General features: G+C 66.1%; 22 protein-coding genes and 1 pseudogene. 5 read left to right on the forward strand and 18 right to left on the reverse strand.

Going from position 1 to position 20,181, the window contains the following annotated elements:
• Positions 1-3: 3 nt before the first annotated feature.
• On the reverse strand, positions 4-780 hold the full coding sequence (gene xth / locus WH303_RS14620) for an exodeoxyribonuclease III (protein WP_339519371.1): 777 nt from the start codon (positions 778-780) through the stop codon (positions 4-6).
• 260 nt (positions 781-1,040) lie between these two features.
• Here xth and WH303_RS14625 point away from each other — a divergent pair, with 260 nt between their 5' ends.
• Entirely contained in the window at positions 1,041-1,346 is a 306-nt protein-coding gene (locus WH303_RS14625; RefSeq protein WP_027010542.1) for a type II toxin-antitoxin system HigB family toxin, read from the forward strand.
• Complete coding sequence (locus WH303_RS14630; RefSeq protein WP_021025415.1) at positions 1,343-1,738, forward strand: helix-turn-helix domain-containing protein; 396 nt, start codon at positions 1,343-1,345, stop codon at positions 1,736-1,738. The genes WH303_RS14625 and WH303_RS14630 overlap by 4 nt, the downstream gene beginning before the upstream one ends.
• 73 nt (positions 1,739-1,811) lie before the next feature.
• On the opposite strand, the gene WH303_RS14635 is transcribed toward WH303_RS14630, so the two are convergent.
• The gene (locus WH303_RS14635; RefSeq protein WP_339519374.1) at positions 1,812-2,936 is read right to left on the reverse strand and encodes an SLC13 family permease; all 1,125 of its coding nucleotides are present in this window, start codon (positions 2,934-2,936) and stop codon (positions 1,812-1,814) included.
• Positions 2,937-3,086: 150 nt separating this feature from the next.
• Between WH303_RS14635 and WH303_RS14640 the strand changes: the two genes are divergently transcribed.
• On the forward strand, positions 3,087-3,791 hold the full coding sequence (locus tag WH303_RS14640; protein ID WP_339519376.1) for a nitroreductase: 705 nt from the start codon (positions 3,087-3,089) through the stop codon (positions 3,789-3,791).
• A 15-nt stretch (positions 3,792-3,806) separates the two neighbouring features.
• Here WH303_RS14640 and WH303_RS14645 read toward each other — a convergent pair whose 3' ends face one another.
• From WH303_RS14645 to WH303_RS14670, 6 genes are read right to left on the reverse strand one after another with little or no spacing between them, the layout of a single operon-like run.
• A complete protein-coding gene (locus WH303_RS14645) occupies positions 3,807-4,997 on the reverse strand; it encodes an AAA family ATPase (RefSeq protein ID WP_339519378.1) in 1,191 nt (396 codons plus the stop codon).
• A 4-nt stretch (positions 4,998-5,001) separates the two neighbouring features.
• On the reverse strand, positions 5,002-6,198 hold the full coding sequence (locus WH303_RS14650) for a thiolase family protein (protein ID WP_339519380.1): 1,197 nt from the start codon (positions 6,196-6,198) through the stop codon (positions 5,002-5,004).
• A gap of 14 nt (positions 6,199-6,212) precedes the next feature.
• Positions 6,213-7,706, reverse strand: coding sequence for an AMP-binding protein (locus WH303_RS14655; RefSeq protein ID WP_339519381.1), 1,494 nt, complete (start codon positions 7,704-7,706; stop codon positions 6,213-6,215).
• Positions 7,703-8,299 carry a biotin transporter BioY gene (locus WH303_RS14660; RefSeq protein WP_339519382.1) on the reverse strand — a complete coding sequence of 199 codons (597 nt, stop codon included), beginning with the start codon at positions 8,297-8,299 and terminating at the stop codon, positions 7,703-7,705. The genes WH303_RS14655 and WH303_RS14660 overlap by 4 nt, the downstream gene beginning before the upstream one ends.
• A 55-nt stretch (positions 8,300-8,354) precedes the next feature.
• Entirely contained in the window at positions 8,355-8,948 is a 594-nt protein-coding gene (locus tag WH303_RS14665; RefSeq protein ID WP_339519383.1) for an energy-coupling factor transporter transmembrane component T, read from the reverse strand.
• Positions 8,948-9,715: an energy-coupling factor ABC transporter ATP-binding protein gene (locus WH303_RS14670; RefSeq protein WP_339519384.1), complete on the reverse strand. Its 768-nt coding sequence runs from the start codon at positions 9,713-9,715 to the stop codon at positions 8,948-8,950. Before WH303_RS14670 ends, WH303_RS14665 begins: the two co-directional genes overlap by 1 nt.
• Positions 9,716-10,399: 684 nt before the next feature.
• Here WH303_RS14670 and WH303_RS14675 point away from each other — a divergent pair.
• Complete coding sequence (locus tag WH303_RS14675; protein ID WP_021026548.1) at positions 10,400-10,570, forward strand: hypothetical protein; 171 nt, start codon at positions 10,400-10,402, stop codon at positions 10,568-10,570.
• 250 nt (positions 10,571-10,820) lie between these two features.
• Positions 10,821-11,657 carry a MetQ/NlpA family ABC transporter substrate-binding protein gene (locus WH303_RS14680; RefSeq protein ID WP_116926979.1) on the forward strand — a complete coding sequence of 279 codons (837 nt, stop codon included), beginning with the start codon at positions 10,821-10,823 and terminating at the stop codon, positions 11,655-11,657.
• Positions 11,658-11,685: 28 nt separating this feature from the next.
• Here WH303_RS14680 and WH303_RS14685 read toward each other — a convergent pair whose 3' ends face one another.
• From WH303_RS14685 to WH303_RS14730, 10 genes and pseudogenes are all read right to left on the reverse strand, one after another.
• On the reverse strand, positions 11,686-12,909 hold the full coding sequence (locus WH303_RS14685) for a leucine-rich repeat-containing protein kinase family protein (protein WP_339519387.1): 1,224 nt from the start codon (positions 12,907-12,909) through the stop codon (positions 11,686-11,688).
• A gap of 109 nt (positions 12,910-13,018) precedes the next feature.
• Positions 13,019-13,387 (reverse strand): copper-binding protein, encoded by a 369-nt coding sequence (locus tag WH303_RS14690; protein ID WP_339519389.1) that lies wholly within the window; start codon positions 13,385-13,387, stop codon positions 13,019-13,021.
• A gap of 37 nt (positions 13,388-13,424) precedes the next feature.
• Positions 13,425-13,916: a DUF411 domain-containing protein gene (locus tag WH303_RS14695; protein ID WP_339519390.1), complete on the reverse strand. Its 492-nt coding sequence runs from the start codon at positions 13,914-13,916 to the stop codon at positions 13,425-13,427.
• Between the two features lie 26 nt (positions 13,917-13,942).
• Positions 13,943-14,438 (reverse strand): annotated as a pseudogene (locus WH303_RS14700) (cupredoxin domain-containing protein).
• 16 nt (positions 14,439-14,454) lie between these two features.
• A complete protein-coding gene (locus WH303_RS14705) occupies positions 14,455-15,840 on the reverse strand; it encodes a multicopper oxidase family protein (RefSeq protein WP_339519391.1) in 1,386 nt (461 codons plus the stop codon).
• A 1-nt stretch (position 15,841) separates the two neighbouring features.
• Complete coding sequence (locus WH303_RS14710) at positions 15,842-17,296, reverse strand: TolC family protein (protein WP_339519392.1); 1,455 nt, start codon at positions 17,294-17,296, stop codon at positions 15,842-15,844.
• Complete coding sequence (locus WH303_RS14715) at positions 17,293-17,640, reverse strand: hypothetical protein (RefSeq protein ID WP_339519393.1); 348 nt, start codon at positions 17,638-17,640, stop codon at positions 17,293-17,295. The genes WH303_RS14710 and WH303_RS14715 overlap by 4 nt, the downstream gene beginning before the upstream one ends.
• A 75-nt stretch (positions 17,641-17,715) precedes the next feature.
• A complete protein-coding gene (locus tag WH303_RS14720) occupies positions 17,716-18,114 on the reverse strand; it encodes a hypothetical protein (RefSeq protein ID WP_339519395.1) in 399 nt (132 codons plus the stop codon).
• 80 nt (positions 18,115-18,194) lie between these two features.
• The gene (locus WH303_RS14725; protein WP_021026670.1) at positions 18,195-18,917 is read right to left on the reverse strand and encodes an SDR family NAD(P)-dependent oxidoreductase; all 723 of its coding nucleotides are present in this window, start codon (positions 18,915-18,917) and stop codon (positions 18,195-18,197) included.
• Positions 18,918-18,928: 11 nt separating this feature from the next.
• Positions 18,929-20,179: an aspartate aminotransferase family protein gene (locus WH303_RS14730; protein WP_339519398.1), complete on the reverse strand. Its 1,251-nt coding sequence runs from the start codon at positions 20,177-20,179 to the stop codon at positions 18,929-18,931.
• Positions 20,180-20,181: the final 2 nt, after the last annotated feature.

Consider the following 20,181-nt stretch of genomic DNA (forward strand, 5'->3'; position numbering starts at 1 on the left):
AGATCAGCCCAAGGTCACCACCACCGGTGCATGGTCGCTGGGCTGCTTGTTCTTGCGCGGTGCGCGGTCAATCGTGCAGGCGCTCACCGCGCCCTTGAGTGCGTCGCTCACCAGGATATGGTCAATGCGCAGACCCCGGTTTTTCTGGAAGCCCAGCATGCGGTAGTCCCACCAGCTGTAGCTTTTCTCGGGCTGCTCGAACAGGCGGTAAGAATCGGTCAGGCCCAGCGCGAGCAGGCCCTGGAAGGCATCGCGCTCTTCCTTGGTATGGTGGATGGTGTCGCGCAGGCCATCGGGGTCGTAGCTGTCGCGGTCTTCCGGCGCCACATTGAAATCGCCCACCAGCACCAGGCGCGGGTGCAAGGCCATCTCGGCCTTCACATAGGCCTCCAGCCCGCTGAGCCAGCGCAGCTTGTAGGCAAACTTGTCCGAGCCCGGCTCCTGGCCGTTGACGAAGTAGCAGTTGATCACGCGGATATCGCCAGCCGGGCTGGCCACCGTGCCGGCAATGATGCGCGACTGCTCATCGGCAAACTGCGGGTTGGCGCGCACCACATCCTTGAGCTCGCCCCGGCTGAGCAGGGCTACGCCGTTGTAGGTCTTCTGGCCAAAGGCCACTGCCTGGTAGCCGGCTTCTGCCAAAGCTTCATGTGGAAACTTGTCATCGGTCAGCTTGAGCTCCTGCAGGCCCAGCACATCGACCGGGTTGGCCGCCAGCCATTCCAGCACCTGCGGCAAACGGACGGAGAGGGAGTTGACGTTCCAAGTGGCTATGCGCATAAAAATATCTTTCTATTAATCAATGATGTGTGGAGGCGTTTGGCCGCCAGAAATGCGCTAGCGACCAACACAGCTACCAGTCCTTCGCACCATCGGAATTCTTGCTAGGCTCCATTTTGCTGCATGCTGGTGGTCAGATCTGCCTTGGTCCAGCTGCGGCGTACTTGAGGAAAACCTCCTTGGCATTATTTTGGCTTCTCAGCAGAGCCAAACTACACAGTCACTTGTATCAGTCCCAATTCGGGACTAAAATTCACCCTATGCGAATCATTGCCCTGTCCACGTTGCGCACATTCTGGGAGAAGCATCCACTCGCGATGGCTCCTTTGCAGGGTTGGTACCAAGAGGTTTCCAGTGCAGAATGGAAAACACCGGCTGAGATCAAGGCTCAGTACCGCAATGCAAGCTTTGTTGGAAACAACCGTGTTGTGTTCAACATCAAGGGCAATGACTATCGCATCGTCGTTGCGGTGGTTTACAAAGCTGGGGTCATGTTCATCAAGTTCGTTGGCACCCATGAGGAATATGACCAGGCTGACGTCGAAACTGTGGAGCATAAAGCATGAAATTCCAACTCAAACCGATTCGCACAGAGGCTGACTACCAAGCCGCTTTGAAAGCGGCTGAGGCATTCTTTGATGCACCAACCGAGCCAGATCCAGACAGTGAAGAAGGGGCAGCGTTTGACGCGCTTGTTACGCTGATTGAGGCCTATGAGCGGAAGCACTATCCCATAGACCCACCGGACCCTATTGAGGCCATTAAGTTTCGAATGGATCAACAAGGACTGTCAGTGAAGGATCTTGTGCCGATGATCGGGCAGACCAATCGGGTCTATGAGGTGCTAGCGCACAAGCGCCCGCTCTCTTTGACCATGATTCGTAGCCTGCATCGAGGTCTTGGCATTCCTGCTGAGACATTGATCCGCGAGACTGGGGAAAGCCCCGCGAGGATTTAGCCGGGTGTGGCAGCTTCGCTGAGGTTTGGCTTCAACTGCTTTGGCAAAATATGGCGCCATCGCATGTGCCACTTCACCGCAAGCGCAACAATGCCGCCGAGGCCGCGCACACCAGCAAGAATGGAATGCTGATGCGATGAAACTCCCACAGCCCATTGGGCAGGCGCGCCAGGCGCAGGGCGATGAGGTTGGCGAGCGAGCCCAGCACGCAGCCAAAGCCGCCCACGCTCACGCCAGCGGCCAGGGCGGGCAGGTCGCGTACGGCGCCGTCGAGCAAAATGGTGGCGGGCACATTGCTGATGACCTGTGAGGCCACAATGGCGGCCAGGTAGGCGCGCCAGCCTTCGGCAATCGGCCACTGCAGCAGCAGCGCTTGCATCGCAGGCAGCTCTGCCACCTGGCGCAGCACCACAAACATCAGCGCAATGGTGGCCAGCAAGGCCCAGTCCACGCCGCGCAGCACCCGGGGCGCTGCCAGTGCAAACACGCCAAACACCAGGCCCAGGCCGGCCAGGGTCCAGTGGCGCTCCAGTGCGATGACAAAGGCCACAAACAGCAGCACCGCGATGCTCAGCAGACGCGGCTGCACGGCAACGGCTGCAGTAGCCGGCTTGAGCGTGATGGCGGTGCGCGGCACCAGCCACCACACTGCCACCAGCAGCCAGGCCAGCATGATGGCGACGGTCGGGCCCATCATCGCCATAAAGCCCAGAAAGCTCTCGCCAGAGCGGTGCCAGAGGTAGAGGTTTTGCGGGTTGCCGATGGGGGTGAGGGCGGAGCCGGCGTTCACCGCCAAGGCCTGCAGCACCACGAGGCGCGCCAACGGCAAATGGGCCTGGGCGGCCAGCACGGCCGTCAGCGGCACCAGCAGAAACAGGCTGACATCGTTGGTCACCAGGGCCGACAGCAGCGCCGCAGTGGCCGTCAGCAGCAGTGCCAGGCCGCGCAAGGTCGATATCCGCGTCAGCAGCCGCTGCGCGGTGGCCTGCAGCATGCCGCTGCGCTCGACCGCTTGGGTGATCGCCAGCAGGCCGGCCAAGGCGCCAATGGTTTGCCAATCGACCAGCGCCATGGTGGCCTGCGGGCTGCGCGGCTGCCAGACGGCGAAACCTAGGGCCAGCGCCAACAGGATCCAGAGCAGCGTATTGCCACTGGGGGCATCTTGCGGCGCGTCAGAAGAGGGAGATGAGGTCGACATAGCAGAGGGCGAGGGAGAACGCTCCGCCACGGCGGAGAAGTGGATGGATTGTGCTGCAAGTCGGCACTGCCCGCGCGGCGCTGCCCGCGTGGCCCGAGGCGGCTGGATGGCAAATACAAGCGCCCATTCACTACAATGGCGGCCACTGCCATGAACAAGCCTCTTTCTCCTTACCTTATCAGCACGGCCGCCCCAGCAGCCAGCAGCGCGCAGCTGCGCCGCTCGGTGCGTGGTTTTAGCTCGCAGCCTGTCGCCGATGCACTGCTGCACGATTGCCTGCAGGAGGCACGGCGTGCGCCCAGTGGCGCCAATTTGCAGCCCGGCTACTTCTGGCAGGTGTGCGGCGCGCGGCGCGACCAGCTCTCCAGCCGCCTGCAGCAGGCCTATGCGGCGGGCGAGCAAGAGGCCGAGGACTATGGCTATTTCCCCAACCCTCTGCCGCTGTCGCTGCGCAAGCGCCAGGTAGCAGCGGCCCAGGCCTTGTATGGCGCCTTGGGCGTGGAGCGGGGCGATGCAGCCGGGCGGGGCGCGCAGTTTGGGCGCAACTTTCGCTTTTTTGATGCCCCCGTGGCCCTCATCATCACCATCGACAGTGGCTTTGGGCCGGGCGGCTATATGGACCTGGGCATGGCCATCTACGGACTGATGCTGGCGGCGCAGTCACGCGGTTTGGCGACCTGTGCCATTGGCGCCATGGCCTCGTACCCGGGTCTGATCCGCGATGCGCTGGCGCTGCCGGCCACGCAAACGGTAGTCTGCGGCATGGCGCTTGGCTATGAGGATATGGCAGCGCCGGTGAACCAGACCTTGACCGCGCGCGCGGAACTGGACGCCTACTTCAAACGCCTCGATTGAGGCAGGCACCTGGGTCTAGCGCTCATGCCATTGCCAGCGCGGCAGCTCGCTCGCTGGGATATTGGCGATATGGGTCTCGCCCAGATTCTTTTCCAAATGGATGGCCTGGTAGTCCAGCTCGGCGGCGGCGTCTTCCAACGCGGCCAGCAGGCGGTTGGCGTGGGTGACGACGATCACCTGGGTCTGGCGCGCCGCCACAGCCACCAGGCGGCCCAAGGCAGGCAGCAGGTCGGGGTGCAGGCTGGTTTCGGGCTCGTTGAGCACCAGCATCTGCGGCGGGCGCGGTGTCAGCAGCGCAGCAATCCACAGCAAGTAACGCAGGGTGCCGTCAGACAGCTCATTGGTATGCAGCGGGCGCAGCAGGCCGGGCTGGTGCATCAGCAGCGCGAGGCGGCTGCCATCCTGGTGTACCGAGATGGTGGCGCCGGCAAAGGCATCGTCCACCGCTGCCATCAGCGCCTCATGGTCGCCAATGGCATGGATGGTTTCCCAGGCCGCTGCCAGATCGGCGCCATCGTTGCTGAGTACCGGCGTGTAGGTGCCCAGCTGCGGCTGGCGCGCAGGGGCATCCACATCGCTGCGGAAATGGTCGTAAAAGCGCCAGGAGCGCAGCTGCTCGCGCACGGTCAGCATCTCGGGCGCGGCAACGGGGTCAACAAACTCGGTCAGCATGCTGGCCCAGCGCGGGATAGGGCGCTCGACCGGCTGCCAGTCCGCGCCACGGCCATCACCGCGCAGGCGCAGCTGGGCAGCCTGGCGCTCCACCAACGTGGCGCTGGGGCGCCAGGTTGGGCCGGCCCAAAGCGCCTCGTGCTTGATTTCGGGGTCGTGTGCAAAGGCCTGCAGAGCCTGGTTGGGGACCGGCATGCCAATGTCAATGGCATAGCCAAAGCCGTCATCATCTGACGCAAAGCCCAGTTGCAGCTGCAGCGGTTTGCGCCGCACCGTCCCTTGCACCGGTACTTCGCCACGGCGCATGCGCGCCGTGATTTCTTCGGGCCCGGCCCAGAGGGTGGATGCCAGGCCGCCTTCACGCACCAAGGAGCGCACCACGCCGCCATGGGCGATATCGGCCAGCAGGCGCAGGGCCTTGTAGACGCTGCTTTTGCCGCTGCCATTGGGCCCGGTAATGACGGTGAGCTGCCCCAGCGGCACCAGCAGCTGGCGCAAGGAGCGGTAGTTGGCAATGGCTAAGGTGCTGAGCATCCCGTCAATATAGCAGCGCCGTCTGACGCACCAGCGCCGCGCTGCCCAGGCCGCCGGCACCGGCTACCGCCACCAGCCCCAGGGCTGCGGATGTGCCCGTTTTCGCTTGTTCCAGATCAGCCAGCACGCGGACCAGAGCCACCGCAGCCGATGCCCCAATCGGGTGGCCGCGCGCGATGCCGCCGCCATGGCGGTTGAGCAGGCTGGCATTCGCACCCTGGTCTTGCAGCAGCGCCTGCCATTGCAGGCCCTGCACCGCAAAGGCATCGTGCAGCTCGATGGCGGCCAGCTGGGACCAGCCCAGTTCCTCTCGCTGCAGCAAGGCCTGGGCAGCCTCAAAGGCCAGCACCAGCGGCATCGCAGGCGAGCCGCCCAGCGACTGGTGGCCCAGCCATTGCGCGGCAGGGTACAGGCCCCAGCGCCGGCAGGCGGCTTTGCTGACCAACAGCACCAGTGCCGCTGCATCAGCCTTGGGCGAGATGGCGACGGTGCTGACGGCATGGTCGCGGCGCGCCTCATCGGCCAGGTCGGCATCGGTCTGCGCGACCACGGGCATGCGGTCCAGTTGGCGCTGGCGCAAGGCGCGCGGAAAGGCGTCTTGCACCACACCCGCGATGGGGATGATCTCGCGGGCCAGCACAGCGGCACTCGCCAGCGCGCATGCATGGCTGGCGGCTGCATAGCCCTCTTGCGCGGCGCGGCTGTAGCCGGCGCTGGCGGCATAGCGGGCGGCGGCCAGCAGCAGATCCGGATCCTCATGCGGTAGCGGGGCAAAGGGCGGGCGCTCATAGGGTACGGCGCTGTCACCTGCATGCAGCGGCCGGGTGGCGCGGATGGGGGCGCGGCTCCAGGCCTCAGCGCCGCCGGCCACCACCACCTCGGCCTGGCCGCTGGCCACCAGACTGGCGCCCAGCGCGATGGCGTCGAGCCCGGCGCAGCACTGCGTATCGACCGTGTAGGCGGCGCAGTGCAGCGGCAGCTGGCCTGCCAGCGCAAGCATGCGTGCCGGGTTGCCGCCGGCGCCCAGGGCATTGCCCAGCACCACGGCATCGACCGCATCGGTGGGCAGCCCCGCGCGTTGCAGCAAGGCCTGCAGTACGGGCGCGGCCATCTCATGCGTTTGCAGATGCTTGAAGGCGCCGCCGACAGGCACCACAGCACTGCGGGCATGGCTGGCGATAAAGACGGGTGGAGTGGGCATGTGGTGTTGCGCGATCAGTCGGGTTTGTCGGCGCTGGCCAGCGCATCTGCCAGCCATTGTGCAAGCTTGGGATGGTCCGTCTTGCCGCTGGCCGTTTGCGGCCAGGGCGCGGCGCTGAACCAGCGGCGTGGGCATTTGTGCGCTTCGAGCTGGCTGCGGCACCAGGCGGCCAGCTCGCGGGCCAGCGCAGCATCGGCCAGCGGCTGCAATGGCGGCTGTGCAGGCGAGGGGCTGGCTTGATCACGCAATTGCAGCGCCACCCAGACCTGCTTGCCGCGCAGCGCATCATCAACGCCATGCACAGATGCAGCGGCCACGCGCGGGTGCTCGCAGAGCACCGCTTCCACCTCTTCGGGGAACAGGTTTTTGCCCTGGGTGACGATCATGCGCTTCTCGCGTCCCACGAGGGTCAGCATGCCTTGTGCATCCAGGCTGCCCATGTCGCGCACGCTGAGCCAGTCGCCATCGCGCAGGGCAGCTGTCGCATCGGCCTGCGCACCCAAATAGTCGATGAACAGCATGGGGCTCTTGAGCCAGATGGTGCCCACGTTGCCGCTGGGCAGTGGCTGCATCTCTGCATCGCGGATCTGCAGCTGCACATTGCTGAAGGCCCGGCCCACCACCTGCGGCGAGGCCTCGGCATTGGCATCCATCCAGGCGATAAAGCTCGATTCCGAGGCGCCATAAAACTCGACAATCCGCGCATGGGGGAACAGCGCCTGCAGCGCCGGTGTGTGCTGGCGCATCCAGCGCGCGCCGCTGATCATCAGCAGCTGGAGCGACTCTACCGGCGCGATCGCACGGCGCTCGGCCAGCTGCAGCATCACAAGCAGCTGGCTGGGCACGGCCACGAGGCAAGGCGTGGCCTGCTCGCGCAAGGTCGCCAGACACTGGCTCGCAGAAAAACGTGGCTGCAGCTGCATACCGCCGCCCGTCCAGATGCCTTGCAGCGCGCCAAACAAGAATAGCGAATGTGACAGGCTGCCAGGGGCCATCACGCAGCCGTTGGCGGCCTCGCCAAAGCTATCGACGCACACGCGAAAGCTCTCGCTCCAGGACTGGTGGTGGCGCCGAAAGCCCTTGGGCAGCCCGGTGCTGCCCGAGGTAAAGCCAATGTAGAAGGGCTGTAATGCGGCATCGGCCTGGTGGTTGCGGGGCGTGGCGGCCAGCGCGTCTACCCATTGCTGCGCCTGCGCTTGCTGGGCGGGCGACCAGGCCCTGTCGCCCAGCGCGGCGCAGCGGCCGCTGGCATTGGTGGCCAAAAAATCGCTGATCAGCGCCGCCGGCGACTGGCTGGCATCGAGCAGGCGCGTGTGGGGCGCATTCCGGGCCTCCAGGGCCTGGGCTTGCTGCGCTACAGCGGCATGCAGATCGGCAAAGCCAATGCGTTGCACGCCATCATCAATGGCGATGGCATCGGGCCGCTGCTGCGCCCAATGGGCCAGCGGGCCATGCACCAGGCGCTGCCAGGGGGCCAACTGCGGTAGTGGCGCTTGCAAGCCGCTCACAGGCGGCGCCCGCCAAAGCGCCAGTCGGGCAGGCCGCGTGCCACCGTGTGCACAATCAGCGCCACCAGCACACACTTGACCAGGTCACCGGGCACAAACACCAGGGTGCCCACGGCCGCCTGCACCAAGCTCAGCTTGGCCAGCAGCACCAGGCCCACGACACCAAAGGCGTGGACCACGACAATGCCGCCCACCACCGAGGCCACAAAGGCGCAACCCGCCAGCCGCGCGGGCGACGAGGGGCCCTTGCCCGCCAAGGCGCGCATCACCAGGCCGGCGACCGCAGCGGCGACGGGGTACGAGACAAGGTAGCCTGCGGACGGCAAAAAGAACACACCCATGCCGCCCCGGCCGCCCGACAGCAGCGGCAGGCCCAGCGCCACCGCGGCCAGGAACAGCACCATGGCCTGAAAGCCCATGCGCGCGCCCAGCATGCAGCCGGCCAGCATCACGCCGGTGGTCTGCGCGGTAATGGGCACGCCCAGTGGCAGGTCAATCTTGGGAATCAGGCCAAAGGCGGCCAGCAGCGCGGCAAACAGCGCCACCATGGCAATGCGCTGGGCGCGGGTTTCGGTGCGGTGATCGGTGGTCATGTGCATGTCCGTGGTTTCCAGTGGTGTCGGGTGGTGGTGAGGGGCGCCTGGCGGCTTAGAGCTTGAGGCGAATGGCCAGCGCATCGGCCACCTTGCGGGCGGTGATGAGCATATGGATGGTGAGCGGTGCCAGCAAGCGCCAGCCGCCCGGGCGGCCAGTGCGCACCCGGTAGGCATCGGCCAGGCGCTGCCATTGCACAAAGAACTGCTCGGCAAAGCGCAGCATCAGGCCCAGCTGCAAAGCCAGGCGCTCGACTGGCAGACCCAGGCGCGCGAGCGGCGACAGCAGCCATTCGGCCACGCCCAGCAGATCGCCAAAACGGGTGGTCGCCGTCAGCATCGCGCCCAGCATCGTCGTGCTGACCAGGCGCAGGCCGCTGGCCAGGCCCAGCCAGGGCTGGCCGGTGGCTGCATGCAGGCCACCCACCAGCGCCGACGCAATCAGGGCCACCAGCACCAGCCGGCGCGTGGGGCGCGAGGCCGCGCCGAGGCTCGCGTAAAGCAAGGCAATCGCAGCAAAGGCCAGCGCCTGTATACGCAGATCGCTGAGCGCCAGCAAGGCCATGCTGCTCAGGGCCAGCAGCAAGAGCTTGAGCCCGGCGGGCAGCCGGTGCATCCAGCTGGGGATTTCGCTGTAGAGCGTACCCATCACGGCGCCCCTGGCGTGGTGGCGGCGGCTGCCGTATCCAGTGGCTGGGCAATGCGCGCTTTTACATCGGCCTCATAGGCCGCGCAGACGGCAGCGCCCGGGCCGTCGCCGCGCAGCTGGCCCTGGTCCAGCCACAGCACGCGCTCAAACTGGCGCACATGGTCCAGCACATGGGTGGAGATGATGACCTGGGCGGGAGCGGCATCGAGCTCACGCGCCAGGCGTGCCTGGCCGGGCAGATCCAGGCTGGCAAAAGGCTCGTCGAGCAGCATCACCTGCGGGGCGGCCATCAGCATTGCCAAAAAGCAGACCTGCTGGCGCTGGCCTTGGCTCAGGCCACTGACGGCGCGCGGCGCCCAGTCGGCCAGGCCCCGCGCCGCCAAAAACTCCCGCGCCTGCACAATGGCGGCCTTGCGGGGCACGCCACGGTATTGCAGGCTCAGGCCCAGCTCTTCCTCCACGGTGGGGAAGATGATCTGGTCATCGGGGTTCTGGAACATCAGGCCCACCACGCCGGGCAATTGCTCGCGCTGGCGCTGCACATCGCAGCCTGCGACCTGCACGCTGCCCTGGTGGGCGTGCTCGAGCCCGCAGAGCAGCCTGAACAGGCTCGTCTTGCCCGCGCCGTTGTCGCCGATGAGCCCAATGCGCTGCTGCGTCAAGTGCAGGCTCAGACCCTGAAACACCGTCTGCGCACCCCGGTTGAGGTGCACATCGCTCAGGCGGATGTCTGCAGTGGATAGGGGCTGGGCCAAAGGGAGGGTCATGTCAGCTGTTAAAGGCAACGACGCATGCGGTGCCGCCTGGTTTCAAAAAATACAAGTTGCATGTCGCGACCATGGCTCCAGCGGAGTGGCAGGTTTGGTACCCCATATCCGGTGGCGGTGATGGCTGGGCGACAAGCGGGCGAGCCAACCGCTCATGGCTGGCAAAGCCCATACAGACGCGGCTTGCGGCCAGCTTGCAGGGCTGGGCCGTATTGTCGCACCAAGCGCTGGCCAGGGACAGGGCTGGACCAGGGCTGAAGCCAGCGATAGCCACCTTGTTTTGGCCACTGCTTTGCGGGTAGTTGCCAGACGTTGACGTAAAGATGTCTGCAAGTTCGCTTAACACTGCGGCAACATGCAGGCTCTCACAGCCACCCCGCCTGCCGATAAGCCCCGAGCCACTATCAAAAAGGATAGCAATAAATGCGATGAATAAAGGGCTTGTGGATGATCGACTTCTGGCGTGCAGATCGATTCCCAAAAAGTGCCAAGCTGGCTGTGGGGTTATCCGGCGGATTCCGGGGCAATTTGTTCAACAAACAACTGTATAAGCACAGACGTTTTCTGACAGACAGCAAACACGCTCCATGGTGCAATAGAGACATTCCACAGTTCCCATCCCGCGTTGGGGTGGCAGAGGCACAGGTTCAAGTAACACCAGTCTCCGTGGAAAGGAGGTTCACCATGTTTCAGCACCACCACAGCCATTGGTTTGACGCAGCCTCTTTTATCGCCCTGGTCCTCGCCGTCCTGGTGGCCTTTATCCTCACCATCTGGCCGGTCTCCAGCGCAGCCGCAGCCGACTCGCTGGCGCACATGATGCAGGGCGTGATCCAGGTCTGGTGCCGTCCCTGAGCTTGACCGTTCCCTGCTGCGGCTCGTGCAAGCCAAGCCGCTACACACACCACAAGCCGTCCTGTGGGCCATAGGGCGGCTTTTTGCTGTGCGCTTATAGATCCCAATGGCATGAGCTGATATCGATAATTTCTGAGCGAAGGGCCGCTGGCAGGTTCATACTTGCGGGTTTGCTGCGGCGCCGTCCACACAGGGCTTGGAAAGGCTCGGATCTGGTTGCTGCGTTTTCGGATTGCCTGGAGAGTTTTTGATGTCCGCTCGTTTTTCCTTCGCCGCTGGGCGCCGTGCCGTGGTGGCTGGCGCTGCCCTGGCTTTGATTGCCGCTGTGTCCCTGCCTGCCATGGCCCAGGATGCGGCCAAGAAGAGCCTCAAGATTGGCGCCACTGCCGGCTCCAACTACGACCTGCTGCAAAAGGGCATCCTGCCGCAGCTGGAGAAAAAGGGCTACCAGATCAAGCTGATCGAGTTCAACGACTATGTGCAGCCCAACCTGGCGCTGTCCGACGGCTCGCTCGACGCGAACTTCTTCCAGCACCGCGCCTACTTTGACCAGTTCACCACCGACCGCAAGCTGGCGTTGACAGCCATCGTGCAAGGCCCGGTGGCACCGATGGGCGTCTACAGCAAAAAGCACAAGACCCTGGCCGATATCCAAAGCGGCGCCAAGGTGGCTTTGCCCAATGACCCGAGCAACCTGGCGCGCGCCCTGCTGGTGCTGCAGCAAGCAGGTCTCGTCAAGGTGAAAGAGGGTGTGAACCCGGCCCGTATCTCCGAGCTGGACCTGGCGGCCAACCCGCACAAGCTCAAGTTTGTGGCGCTCGAAGCCGCCCAGTTGCCGCGCGTGCTCGAAGACGCCGATTACGTGGTCGTCAATGGCAACTTTGCCGTCTCCTCGGGCCTGAAGCTGAGCGAAGCCGTGGTGCTGGAGAACACGCCCGACCAGTACCTGAACGTGGTCGCCGTCAAGACCGGCAATGAGAAAAGCGCTTGGGCCCAGGACCTGGCTGCCGCCTACCGCTCGCCCGAGTTCAAGGCCGTGGTGGACAGCCAGTTCCCCGGCTACGCCAAGCCTGCTTTCCTGAAGTAAGGCGTTGCGCCGGGCAGGCCCGGCGTATTTACCGCGTGCGCGCCAGCACCTCGGCTTGCAGGTGCTGCAGCGCGCGCAGCTCCATCTGCTGCAGCTGCAGGCGCTGCGCCGCTGGCAATTCGCCCAGCATCGATGCTGCGCCCAAATCGCTCAACACCGCGTCGCCGGTGTCCGGGTTCCACAAAATATTGTGGGCATACAAATCCCCATGCAGCATGCCCCGGCCATGCAGATGCGCGACGGCGCTGCGCACCTGCGCGAGCAGGCGTTGCGCGGCAGCAAGAGAGAAGCGGGCGCCGTCGGCATAGACATCGCGCGTGCAGCTCGCCAGGCTGGGCGGGCCGGCCAAGGGCTGCAGGCCGGGGGGCAGCAATGGCAGGACCATCGCCAACGTGGAGGTGTCCATTTCAGCCTCCGCATCCGGCTGCAGCACCGCCAGCGGAGTCAGCAAATGCGGGTGCTCGCCAGCTGCCAGGCCTGCGGCCATTTCTGACTGGGGCGTGCCATCGCTCGTCTGCCCCGCCTTGAACACTTTCAGCGCCACATCGGCAGCACCATCCACAGGGCTGGCGCGGTAGATATGGCCGCTGGCCCCTTGCCCCAGCAGTTCATGCCGCTGCAGATCCTGGCTGCGCCAGCCGCGTGGAGCCTGGGCCCGCAGCACCTGCTGCTCGCTGTGCTGGGTCATCGGGTTGCCGGCCATCGCCAGCCAGGCCAGCGCCGGCATGGCCAGCACCTCGGGCGGCAGCGCGGCAAAGCGGTTGCCGGCCAGGCGCAATAGCTCCAGCCGGGGGCTGTGGGCGAGGCCGCGCGGCAAAGCCTGCAGTTGGTTGCAGGCCAGCATCAGCTTTTGCAGGCGCGGGCGCTCGCCCAGGGTATCGGGCAGCTCGGTGATCTGGTTGTCGGTCAGGATCAGCCAGCGCAGTTGCGCGGGCAGGCTATCGGCCGCCACGGCGCGGATCTGGCAGGCCTTGAAGCCCACCATCTCCAGCCGGGGCATGCGGCCTAGCACGCGTGGCAGCTCGGTGAACGGGTTGTTCGATGCGAACAGCACCCGCAACTGGCCAAAGCGGCTCAGGTCATCGGGCAGGCTGGCGAGCTGGTTGCCGCTGAGGTCGAGCACTTCGAGGGTGTCTGCGAGCGCAAAAAGTTCGCGTGGAAACTCGGGCAGACCCGCCGACAGCTTGATCTGGCGGGCGCCGCGCAGCGCGCCGCTGTGCAGCTGCGCTTGGAAGGCTTGGAGGCTTTGCATGGCTGCACAGTGTAGGTGCTGGCAGCGCAGGCCAGCCCCAGATCTGGCTGGATCTGGGGTGCCATAGGGTCAGATAGGGCCAGACGGGGCCGGATAGTGCCAGCAGCGATCATTCGGCCCGCTCAATGCGGGTGATCGTCAGGCTGCCGCCTTCGTCCTGCACATGAAAGCGTACCTTGTCGCCCGGGTTGAACTGCGCCACCTGCGTGCTGTCCTTGAGGCCAAACACCATGGTCATGGCCGGCATGTCCAGGTTCTTGATGTCCTCATGGCGAATGGTCAGCTTGCTCGCGCGCTTGTCCACGCGGGTGATCTCGCCGGCAGTCATCACCGCGCCGGGCGTGGCGGCCGCCGCGGGCGCGGTGGCCGGTGCTGCGCTGCCATGGCTGGCGTGGTCGGCATGGTTCTGGGCCAGCGCTGGGGTCAGCAGGCTGCAAGCCAGCGTGAAGGCGGCGAGGGTAGAAATGGTGGTGTTCATTCAGTGCTCCAAATGTCTATAAAAAATGGTGGTGTGCTCAGTCGCGGTAGCTGCTGAAAACGCGCGTTGTCACCTCGCTGCCCGCTCCGGTTTTGCTGACCAGCAGCACATCAAACGGGTCTTTGCGGCTGCCGTAGGCGGGTCCGTCCATGCCGGGGCTGCCCACCGGCATGCCGGCCACGACAATGCCCAGGGCCTTGGGCTTTTGCTGCAGCAGCTTGCGTACATCGGCGGGCGGCACATGGCCCTCCACCAGGTAGCCGCCTACCAGGGCGCTGTGGCAGGAAGCCAGTCGCTGGGGTAGCCCCAGCCTGGCGCGCACTGCCTGGTTGCCGCTGACGTGCACGGTGGCGCTAAAACCGGCTTGTTCCATCCGCGCAATCCAGTCCTTGCAGCAGCCGCAGTTCGGGTCTTTCCAGACTTCCATGGGCGTGGCTGCCAGCGCGGGCTGGGCGGCGATAGCCGTCGCCAGGCCGGCGGCCATCATCTGCAGGGCCTGGCGGCGTGGGTAGCTGTGGGGGCTGGGCATCGCTGGTCCTTGGCTGTTGCGCATCATCATTCGGTGACCGTGAAGGTGCCGGTCATCCCGGCCTGGTAGTGGCCAGGGATCAGGCAGGCAAAGTCAAAACTGCCGGCGCGGTTGAAGTGCCAGACCAGGTCCTCGCTTTTTTGCGGCGCCACATGGGCCATGTAGGGCTCGGCATGCTCCATGCCGGGGCATCTGCGCGTGTTGCGCAAGCGAGGCCTTGGTGCCCAGCACCACCTCGTGCATGACCTGGCCCTGGTTGACGACGCGCAGGCGCAGGGTTTCGCCCTTTTTCACCGTGAAGTGCGCGGGTGAGAAGCGCATGTCATCGCCCATGTTCAGCGCGATGATGCGCGTGGCCTGCCGGGGATCGCCGCCGATGCCCCAGTCCTTTTGTTCCTTGGTGGCCGCCAGGGTGGCATGGGCGGTTGCTGCGGTGGCTGCATGGCTTTCGCTGCCATGGGCAAAGGCGCTGCTGGCGCTGGCGAGCAGCGCACAGGCCAGTATTTTTGGGATGGTGTTCATGGGATCACTCCGGGGTTCAATGGTTGGCATGGCCGCTGCCAGCGGCGGGCTTGTGGACGCTGGGCGCGCCGGGCGCCGTGCCGGGCAGGCTCTGGCGCGGCGCTTGCGCATCCAGCGGCGCGCCCTGCCACTCGTAGGCCACGGTGCCCTGGGGCTGGGCATACCAGCCGGGGTCGCGGTAGTCCTGCGCAGCCAGGCCCCGGCGCACCTTAAAGGTGGTGAACATGCCACCCATCTCGATATTGCCGAAGGGGCCCTTGCCGGTCATCATCGGGAAGGTGTTGTCGGGCAGCGGCATGTGCATCGCGCCCATGTCGCCCATGCCGCGCTCGCCCATCAGCATGTAGTCGGGCACGATCTTCTGGATCTGGCCGACCAGGCCTTTGTGGTCCACGCCAATCATCGTTGGCACATCGTGGCCCATGGCGCCCATGGTGTGGTGGCTTTTGTGGCAGTGAAAGGCCCAGTCGCCAGGTTCGTCGGCGATCAGCTCGATCTGGCGCATCTGGCCGACGGCCACATCGGTGGTCACCTCGGGCCAGCGCGCGCTGCGCGGCACCGGGCCGCCGTCGGTGCCAGTCACCTCAAACTCATGGCCATGGATATGGATGGGGTGGTTGGTCATGGTGAGGTTGCCCACGCGGATGCGCACCCGCTCGCCCAGGCCTGCGACCAGCGGCGTGATCGCGGGGAAGGCCCGGCTGTTGAAGGTCCAGATGTTGAAGTCCGTCATCTCGGCCACGCGGGGCGTCATCGCGCCGGGCTCCACCGCATAGGCACTGAGCAGGAAGGCGTAGTCACGCGCCACCTCGGCAATCTGCGGGTGGCGGCCCTTGGGGTGGGTGATCCACAGGCCCATCATGCCCATGGCCATCTGCACCATCTCGTCCGAATGCGGGTGGTACATAAAGGTGCCAGGGCGGCGCGCCTCGAACTCGTAGACAAAGGTCTTGCCCGGCGGGATGTGGGGCTGGTTGAGGCCGCCCACGCCATCCATGCCATTGGGCAGGCGCTGGCCATGCCAGTGCACCGTGGTGGCTTCGGGCAGGCGGTTGGTGACAAAGATGCGTACCCGGTCGCCTTCGACCACCTCGATGGTGGGGCCGGGCGACTGGCCGTTGTAGCCCCACATGTTGACAAAAAAGCCCGGTGCCACCTCGCGCACCACGGCCTCGGCCACCAGGTGGAACTCCTTGACGCCGGCGTTCATACGCCAGGGCAGGGTCCAGCCGTTGAGGGTGACCACCGGTTGGTAGGGCCGGCCATTGGGCGGTGCCAGTGGCACGGCGGTATCGGCGCTGGTCTGGATGACGGGCTCAGGCAGGGCGGCCATGGCCACCGGGCTGACGGCGGCAGCGGCCACGGCCGAGGCGGCGCCGGAGAAGAATTGACGGCGTTGCATATCAGTGGCCCTGTGGTTGGGTTGCGGGGGCGGCAGGCGCTGCGGTATTGCGGGCAGCGCGTGCGCTGGCGGCTGCGGGTTGCGGCGATGTGCCGCTCAGCGCCAGTTGCAGATCGGTCTCGGCGAGCCAGAAGTCGCGCTGCGCCTCGGTTGCCGTGAGCACCGCCTGGGTGGTACTGCGGGCCTGGGCCAGCAGCTGCCAGATGCTGAGCAACATGCCGTTGTAGCGGTAGATGGTCTCTTGCTGCACGAGCTGCGCCAAGGGCAGCACTTCGCTTTGCTGCTGGTGGGCCAGGTCCCAGGCGGCGCGGTAGCTGCGCCAGCTGCTGCGGGCCTCGCTGCGCGCACGGATGGCGCTCTCGCGCAGCTGCGCCGCATTGGCTTGCACCTGGTGGCGCGCCATGCTGCTGGCGGCAGACCCCCAGTCGAACAGCGGCAAGGGCACATCCAGCTCCCAGCCCCGGGTGCGGTCCTGGTGGCCGCTCTCGCGTTCGGTGCTGGTGTCGCGGCTGTAGCTGGCGCCGATGTCGCCAAACACGGCCCCCAAGGCGGCCCAGCCTTGGCGATCGGTGCTTACATCCAGGTTGTGGCGCAGTGCGCCCAGGTCCAGGCGTTCGCGCAGCGCGGTGGCCTCGGCATCGTCGCCGCTGCGCAAATCGCTGGCGGTTTTGGGCAGCGGCGGCAGGGCCTGGGGCAGCACAAAATCGAGCTGCGGGCCCCACAGGCCCATGCGCTGGGCCAATTGCGCGCGCGCCTGTTGCGCTGCCAGCTCGGCCCGCAGCAGCTGCGCGGCCGCTTGCTGCTGCTGGGCCAGCTCACGCGCCTGGTCGAGCTTGCTGAAGTTGCCCACGGCCGCCATGCGCCGGGCCAGCTCGCCGCCCAGCGCAGCAGCTTCATGCATGTGGGTGTGGGCGGCCAGCGCCTGCTCGGCGGCGACGGCATTCAACCAGGCGCGGCGCGTGTCTGCGGCCAGCAGCAAGGTTTGCTGCGCCGCCTCCAATGTGGCCTGCTCCACCTGCCAGCCCTGCCAGCGGCTGCGCCAGGGCAGGGTGAGCAGATCGACCAGGCCAAAGCCCAGCTTGCGCTCGATCTCGCGCTCATGGCCGTTGCGAAACCAGCCCAAGGTCAGGCTCGGGTTGGGCAGGGTGATGGCCTGCACCCGCTGGGCATCGGCAATGCCCAGCTGTGCCAGCTGGAGCTGCAGGCCCGGGTTGTTCAACAGCGCAATGCGCACGGCGGTATCGGCATCCAGCGGCTGCTGCAGCCAGGCATCGATTTTCGTCTGTGCCGACTGCTGGCTGGGTGCATCGGCTGCGGGCAGCTGGGCCTGGGCGGGCAGGCGGCCCTCCAGTTGTTTTGCCACGTCGCTGCGCAGCCCATCGGGCGAGACGCTGGCGCAGCCGGCCAGCAGCAGTGCGCTGGCGAGGGACGAGAGGCGAAGGCTCAGGCGCTTCATTGCTGGCCTCCCTGCGCGCTGTGATCGCCATGCGCTTCATGGCGGTGGGCATCCACCCGGCTGGCCGGCATGGCCTGGGCGCCGCCGGGGCCCGCCTGGGCCTTTTCCCAGGCGATGACGTCGGCATGGCCACGGCTAAAGGCAGCCACCGCTGCATTGGCCTGGCGCCAATCGCCGGGCTCGTCGACAATGCGGCCGCTCTTGGCCAGGGGCCGGTGCTGGAGCGCCGATGTGGGCGCGTTGGGGTCGGTGGCGGCCGGGGTCGCCGTTTGGGCAGATAGCCAGCTGGTAACAGCCAGGCCGCCCGCGCCGGCAAGGCAGCGCAAGACATGCGCAGGGCGCATAGGACTCTCCTGAAAGCGTGGTCAAAAGACGCCTGCACGGCAGCTGCCATGCGGACGCACCTCGGGTGTCAGCGATCAGGAAATGGGTGGTTTGGAGGCTTGGGCGAGCAGGGCGCTGGCAAAGGGCGCGCTGCCGCTGGCGCGCGCCAGCGAGGGGGCGGCGAGGGCTGCAAAACCCGCGCCGTTGAACAGATCCACAGCGGAGTGGCAGATGCCGCAGGCCGAGCAGCTGGCGCCATGCTGGGCCGGGTCGTGCTGGCTGTGGTCGCTGACTTGGCTGCCGCTGCCGCCGTGGCTGCTGGATGCCATCACATGGTCTGTGTCCATGTCGGCATGGTCCGCCATGCTGCTGGCGTGGTGTTCGGCCACGGCCGCCGGAATGACCGGCGCCACCAGCCCCATTGCCATGGCGTCGCCCATGAGGCCGCGCAGGGCCAGCATCAGCATCAGCAACAGGGACAGACAGGCACGCATGGTGGATTCAGACTGGGCAGGGTGCAGAAAGTTCCGCAGCGGCTGAGTGTAGCGCAGCTGGACGGCGCGCTGAGGCAAAGCTAGTACTGCGACTCGACCTGCCAGCTCACCGCAATCTCGGCCACGCTGGCGCTGGCAGGCAGCTCCAGCACCGTGCGCACCAGGGTCGCAATGTCGGCCGGTTGGCTGATCTGGGCGCGCAGCGCAGGCTGCACGCCATCGGCCATGTCGGTGTCGACAAAACCCGGGCAGATGGCGGTGCAGCGGATGCGGTCGGCCCCGCCGCAATGGCGTATGCCATGGGCCAAGGCCAGGGCCGCATGCTTGCTGATGGCGTAGAGCGAGCCCTCGGGCGCCCGCACCCGCTTGCCGGCAAGCGACGCCATCACGACGACCTTGCCATTGGGCGACTGCTGCAAATAGGGCCAGACCTGGCGCGTCAGCCGCATCGGTGATTTCACATTGATGGCCATCAACCGGTCAAACTCCGCATCGCTCGCCGTCAAAACGCTGTCCGTGCTCAGCACCCCAGCGTTGTGGACGATGGCATCGATGCGCCCAAAATACGCGGCGGCCTCGGCGATCCAGCGGGTTTCGCTGCCCGCGTCGAGCGCATCAAAGTGGCTGCGCTGCAGCTGCGCAGGCGCATGGTCCGCCAGCTGCGGCACTGGTTGGCGTGTGCCTATGCTGACGCGCCAGCCATGGGCCAGCAGCTCTTGCGCAATGGCCAGGCCCAGGCCGCGCCCGGCGCCGCTGACCAGGGCCACCGGCTGCGATGAGGCAGGTGTGCTTGCGCTGGGCATGGGCAGCACCCTCAGACCCGGGCCCGCAAGGCCTCATCGAGCGCGCCGGCCAGCAGATCGGCGTGTTCGGTCTCAAAGGGCAAGGGCGGGCGGATCTTGAGCGTATCGCCCAATGGGCCACTGGTGCTGATCAGCACGCCGGCCTGGCGCAGGTGGTTGACGACGGTGCTGGCCAGGCTGCCGCTCTCGAGCTGCACGCCCCAGTACAGGCCTTCGCCCCGGATCTGGGTGATGGCGCTGTGCTGCGCTGCCAGCGACTGCAGCGCCTGCTGCAGATGGCCGCCCACGCGGCGCACATGGGCGGGGGCATCAATGCGCTCCAGCTCATCAAGCACCGCCAGGGCCACTGCCGCCGATACCGTGTTGCCGCCAAAGGTGTTGAAGTAGCGGCAGCGCTTGCCAAACACCTCCATCAGCGGCGTCTTGAGCACCAGCGCCGCAATCGGGTGGCCATTGCCCATGGGTTTGCCCATGGTGACCATATCGGGCACCACGGATTCGCGGCCAAAGGCCCACCAGCGGCCGGTGCGGCAGAAACCGCCTTGTACCTCGTCGGCAATGAACAGGCCCCCGCGCCTGCGCACCGCCTGGGCGGCGGCTTGCAAAATAGGTGCGGCATCAATATGCACGCCATCGCTGGCAAACACGGTGTCGAGCAGCAGGGCGCTGACCGGCGTGCCACGCGCCTCCAGCGCGGCGGCGGCCTCATCGACCCGCTGGGCGAAGGCCGCTGCAGCGGCCTGGGCATCCACGCCCTGGAACGCGGGCGGATCAATGACTTCGACATGGTCTGCTGGCGGGCACAGCGAGGGCGAGCATTGGGCCAGTGCCATGGTCACACCATGGTAGGCATGGCGGGTGATGATCAGGCCCCGGCGGCCGGTAAATTCTTGCGCCACGCGCAAGGCCAGGTCATTGGCCTCGCTGCCGGTGCAGGTGAACACGCAGGTGTCCAGCGCTGCCGGGAAGAGCGCACGCAGGCGCTCAGCCAGCTGCACCACGTTGTCATGCAGGTAGCGGGTGTGCGTATTGAGCAGCTGGCTTTGCGCGATGAGTGCTGCATTGACCGCTGCGTTGGCATGCCCCACCACCGGCACATTGTTGTAGGCGTCCAGATAGCGTCGGCCATCGGCATCGAACAGCCAGACGCCTTCGCCGCGCACCGGGTGCAGCGGCTCATCGTAGAACAGGCGGTAAGAGGGGCCCAGCGCACTTTGGCGGCGCGCAAGCAGGCGCTGGTCGTCGGCGGAGAGGGTTGGCATCG

The sequence above is a fragment of the Comamonas sp. MYb69 genome, from assembly GCF_037479315.1.
Taxonomy (GTDB): domain Bacteria; phylum Pseudomonadota; class Gammaproteobacteria; order Burkholderiales; family Burkholderiaceae_C; genus Comamonas.

What these genes read in the sequence shown, in the direction of transcription:
- xth (WP_339519371.1), bottom strand. Translation starts at nt 780, where the DNA reads ATGCGCATAGCCACTTGGAACGTCAACTCCCTCTCCGTCCGTTTGCCG.
- WH303_RS14630 (WP_021025415.1), top strand. Translation starts at nt 1,343, where the DNA reads ATGAAATTCCAACTCAAACCGATTCGCACAGAGGCTGACTACCAAGCC.
- WH303_RS14635 (WP_339519374.1), bottom strand. Translation starts at nt 2,936, where the DNA reads ATGTCGACCTCATCTCCCTCTTCTGACGCGCCGCAAGATGCCCCCAGT.
- WH303_RS14625 (WP_027010542.1), top strand. Translation starts at nt 1,041, where the DNA reads ATGCGAATCATTGCCCTGTCCACGTTGCGCACATTCTGGGAGAAGCAT.
- WH303_RS14640 (WP_339519376.1), top strand. Translation starts at nt 3,087, where the DNA reads ATGAACAAGCCTCTTTCTCCTTACCTTATCAGCACGGCCGCCCCAGCA.
- WH303_RS14725 (WP_021026670.1), bottom strand. Translation starts at nt 18,917, where the DNA reads ATGCCCAGCGCAAGCACACCTGCCTCATCGCAGCCGGTGGCCCTGGTC.
- WH303_RS14665 (WP_339519383.1), bottom strand. Translation starts at nt 8,948, where the DNA reads ATGGGTACGCTCTACAGCGAAATCCCCAGCTGGATGCACCGGCTGCCC.
- WH303_RS14710 (WP_339519392.1), bottom strand. Translation starts at nt 17,296, where the DNA reads ATGAAGCGCCTGAGCCTTCGCCTCTCGTCCCTCGCCAGCGCACTGCTG.
- WH303_RS14675 (WP_021026548.1), top strand. Translation starts at nt 10,400, where the DNA reads ATGTTTCAGCACCACCACAGCCATTGGTTTGACGCAGCCTCTTTTATC.
- WH303_RS14705 (WP_339519391.1), bottom strand. Translation starts at nt 15,840, where the DNA reads ATGCAACGCCGTCAATTCTTCTCCGGCGCCGCCTCGGCCGTGGCCGCT.
- WH303_RS14715 (WP_339519393.1), bottom strand. Translation starts at nt 17,640, where the DNA reads ATGCGCCCTGCGCATGTCTTGCGCTGCCTTGCCGGCGCGGGCGGCCTG.
- WH303_RS14695 (WP_339519390.1), bottom strand. Translation starts at nt 13,916, where the DNA reads ATGCCCAGCCCCCACAGCTACCCACGCCGCCAGGCCCTGCAGATGATG.
- WH303_RS14670 (WP_339519384.1), bottom strand. Translation starts at nt 9,715, where the DNA reads ATGACCCTCCCTTTGGCCCAGCCCCTATCCACTGCAGACATCCGCCTG.
- WH303_RS14690 (WP_339519389.1), bottom strand. Translation starts at nt 13,387, where the DNA reads ATGAACACCACCATTTCTACCCTCGCCGCCTTCACGCTGGCTTGCAGC.
- WH303_RS14680 (WP_116926979.1), top strand. Translation starts at nt 10,821, where the DNA reads ATGTCCGCTCGTTTTTCCTTCGCCGCTGGGCGCCGTGCCGTGGTGGCT.
- WH303_RS14645 (WP_339519378.1), bottom strand. Translation starts at nt 4,997, where the DNA reads ATGCTCAGCACCTTAGCCATTGCCAACTACCGCTCCTTGCGCCAGCTG.
- WH303_RS14650 (WP_339519380.1), bottom strand. Translation starts at nt 6,198, where the DNA reads ATGCCCACTCCACCCGTCTTTATCGCCAGCCATGCCCGCAGTGCTGTG.
- WH303_RS14730 (WP_339519398.1), bottom strand. Translation starts at nt 20,179, where the DNA reads ATGCCAACCCTCTCCGCCGACGACCAGCGCCTGCTTGCGCGCCGCCAA.
- WH303_RS14720 (WP_339519395.1), bottom strand. Translation starts at nt 18,114, where the DNA reads ATGCGTGCCTGTCTGTCCCTGTTGCTGATGCTGATGCTGGCCCTGCGC.
- WH303_RS14685 (WP_339519387.1), bottom strand. Translation starts at nt 12,909, where the DNA reads ATGCAAAGCCTCCAAGCCTTCCAAGCGCAGCTGCACAGCGGCGCGCTG.
- WH303_RS14660 (WP_339519382.1), bottom strand. Translation starts at nt 8,299, where the DNA reads ATGACCACCGATCACCGCACCGAAACCCGCGCCCAGCGCATTGCCATG.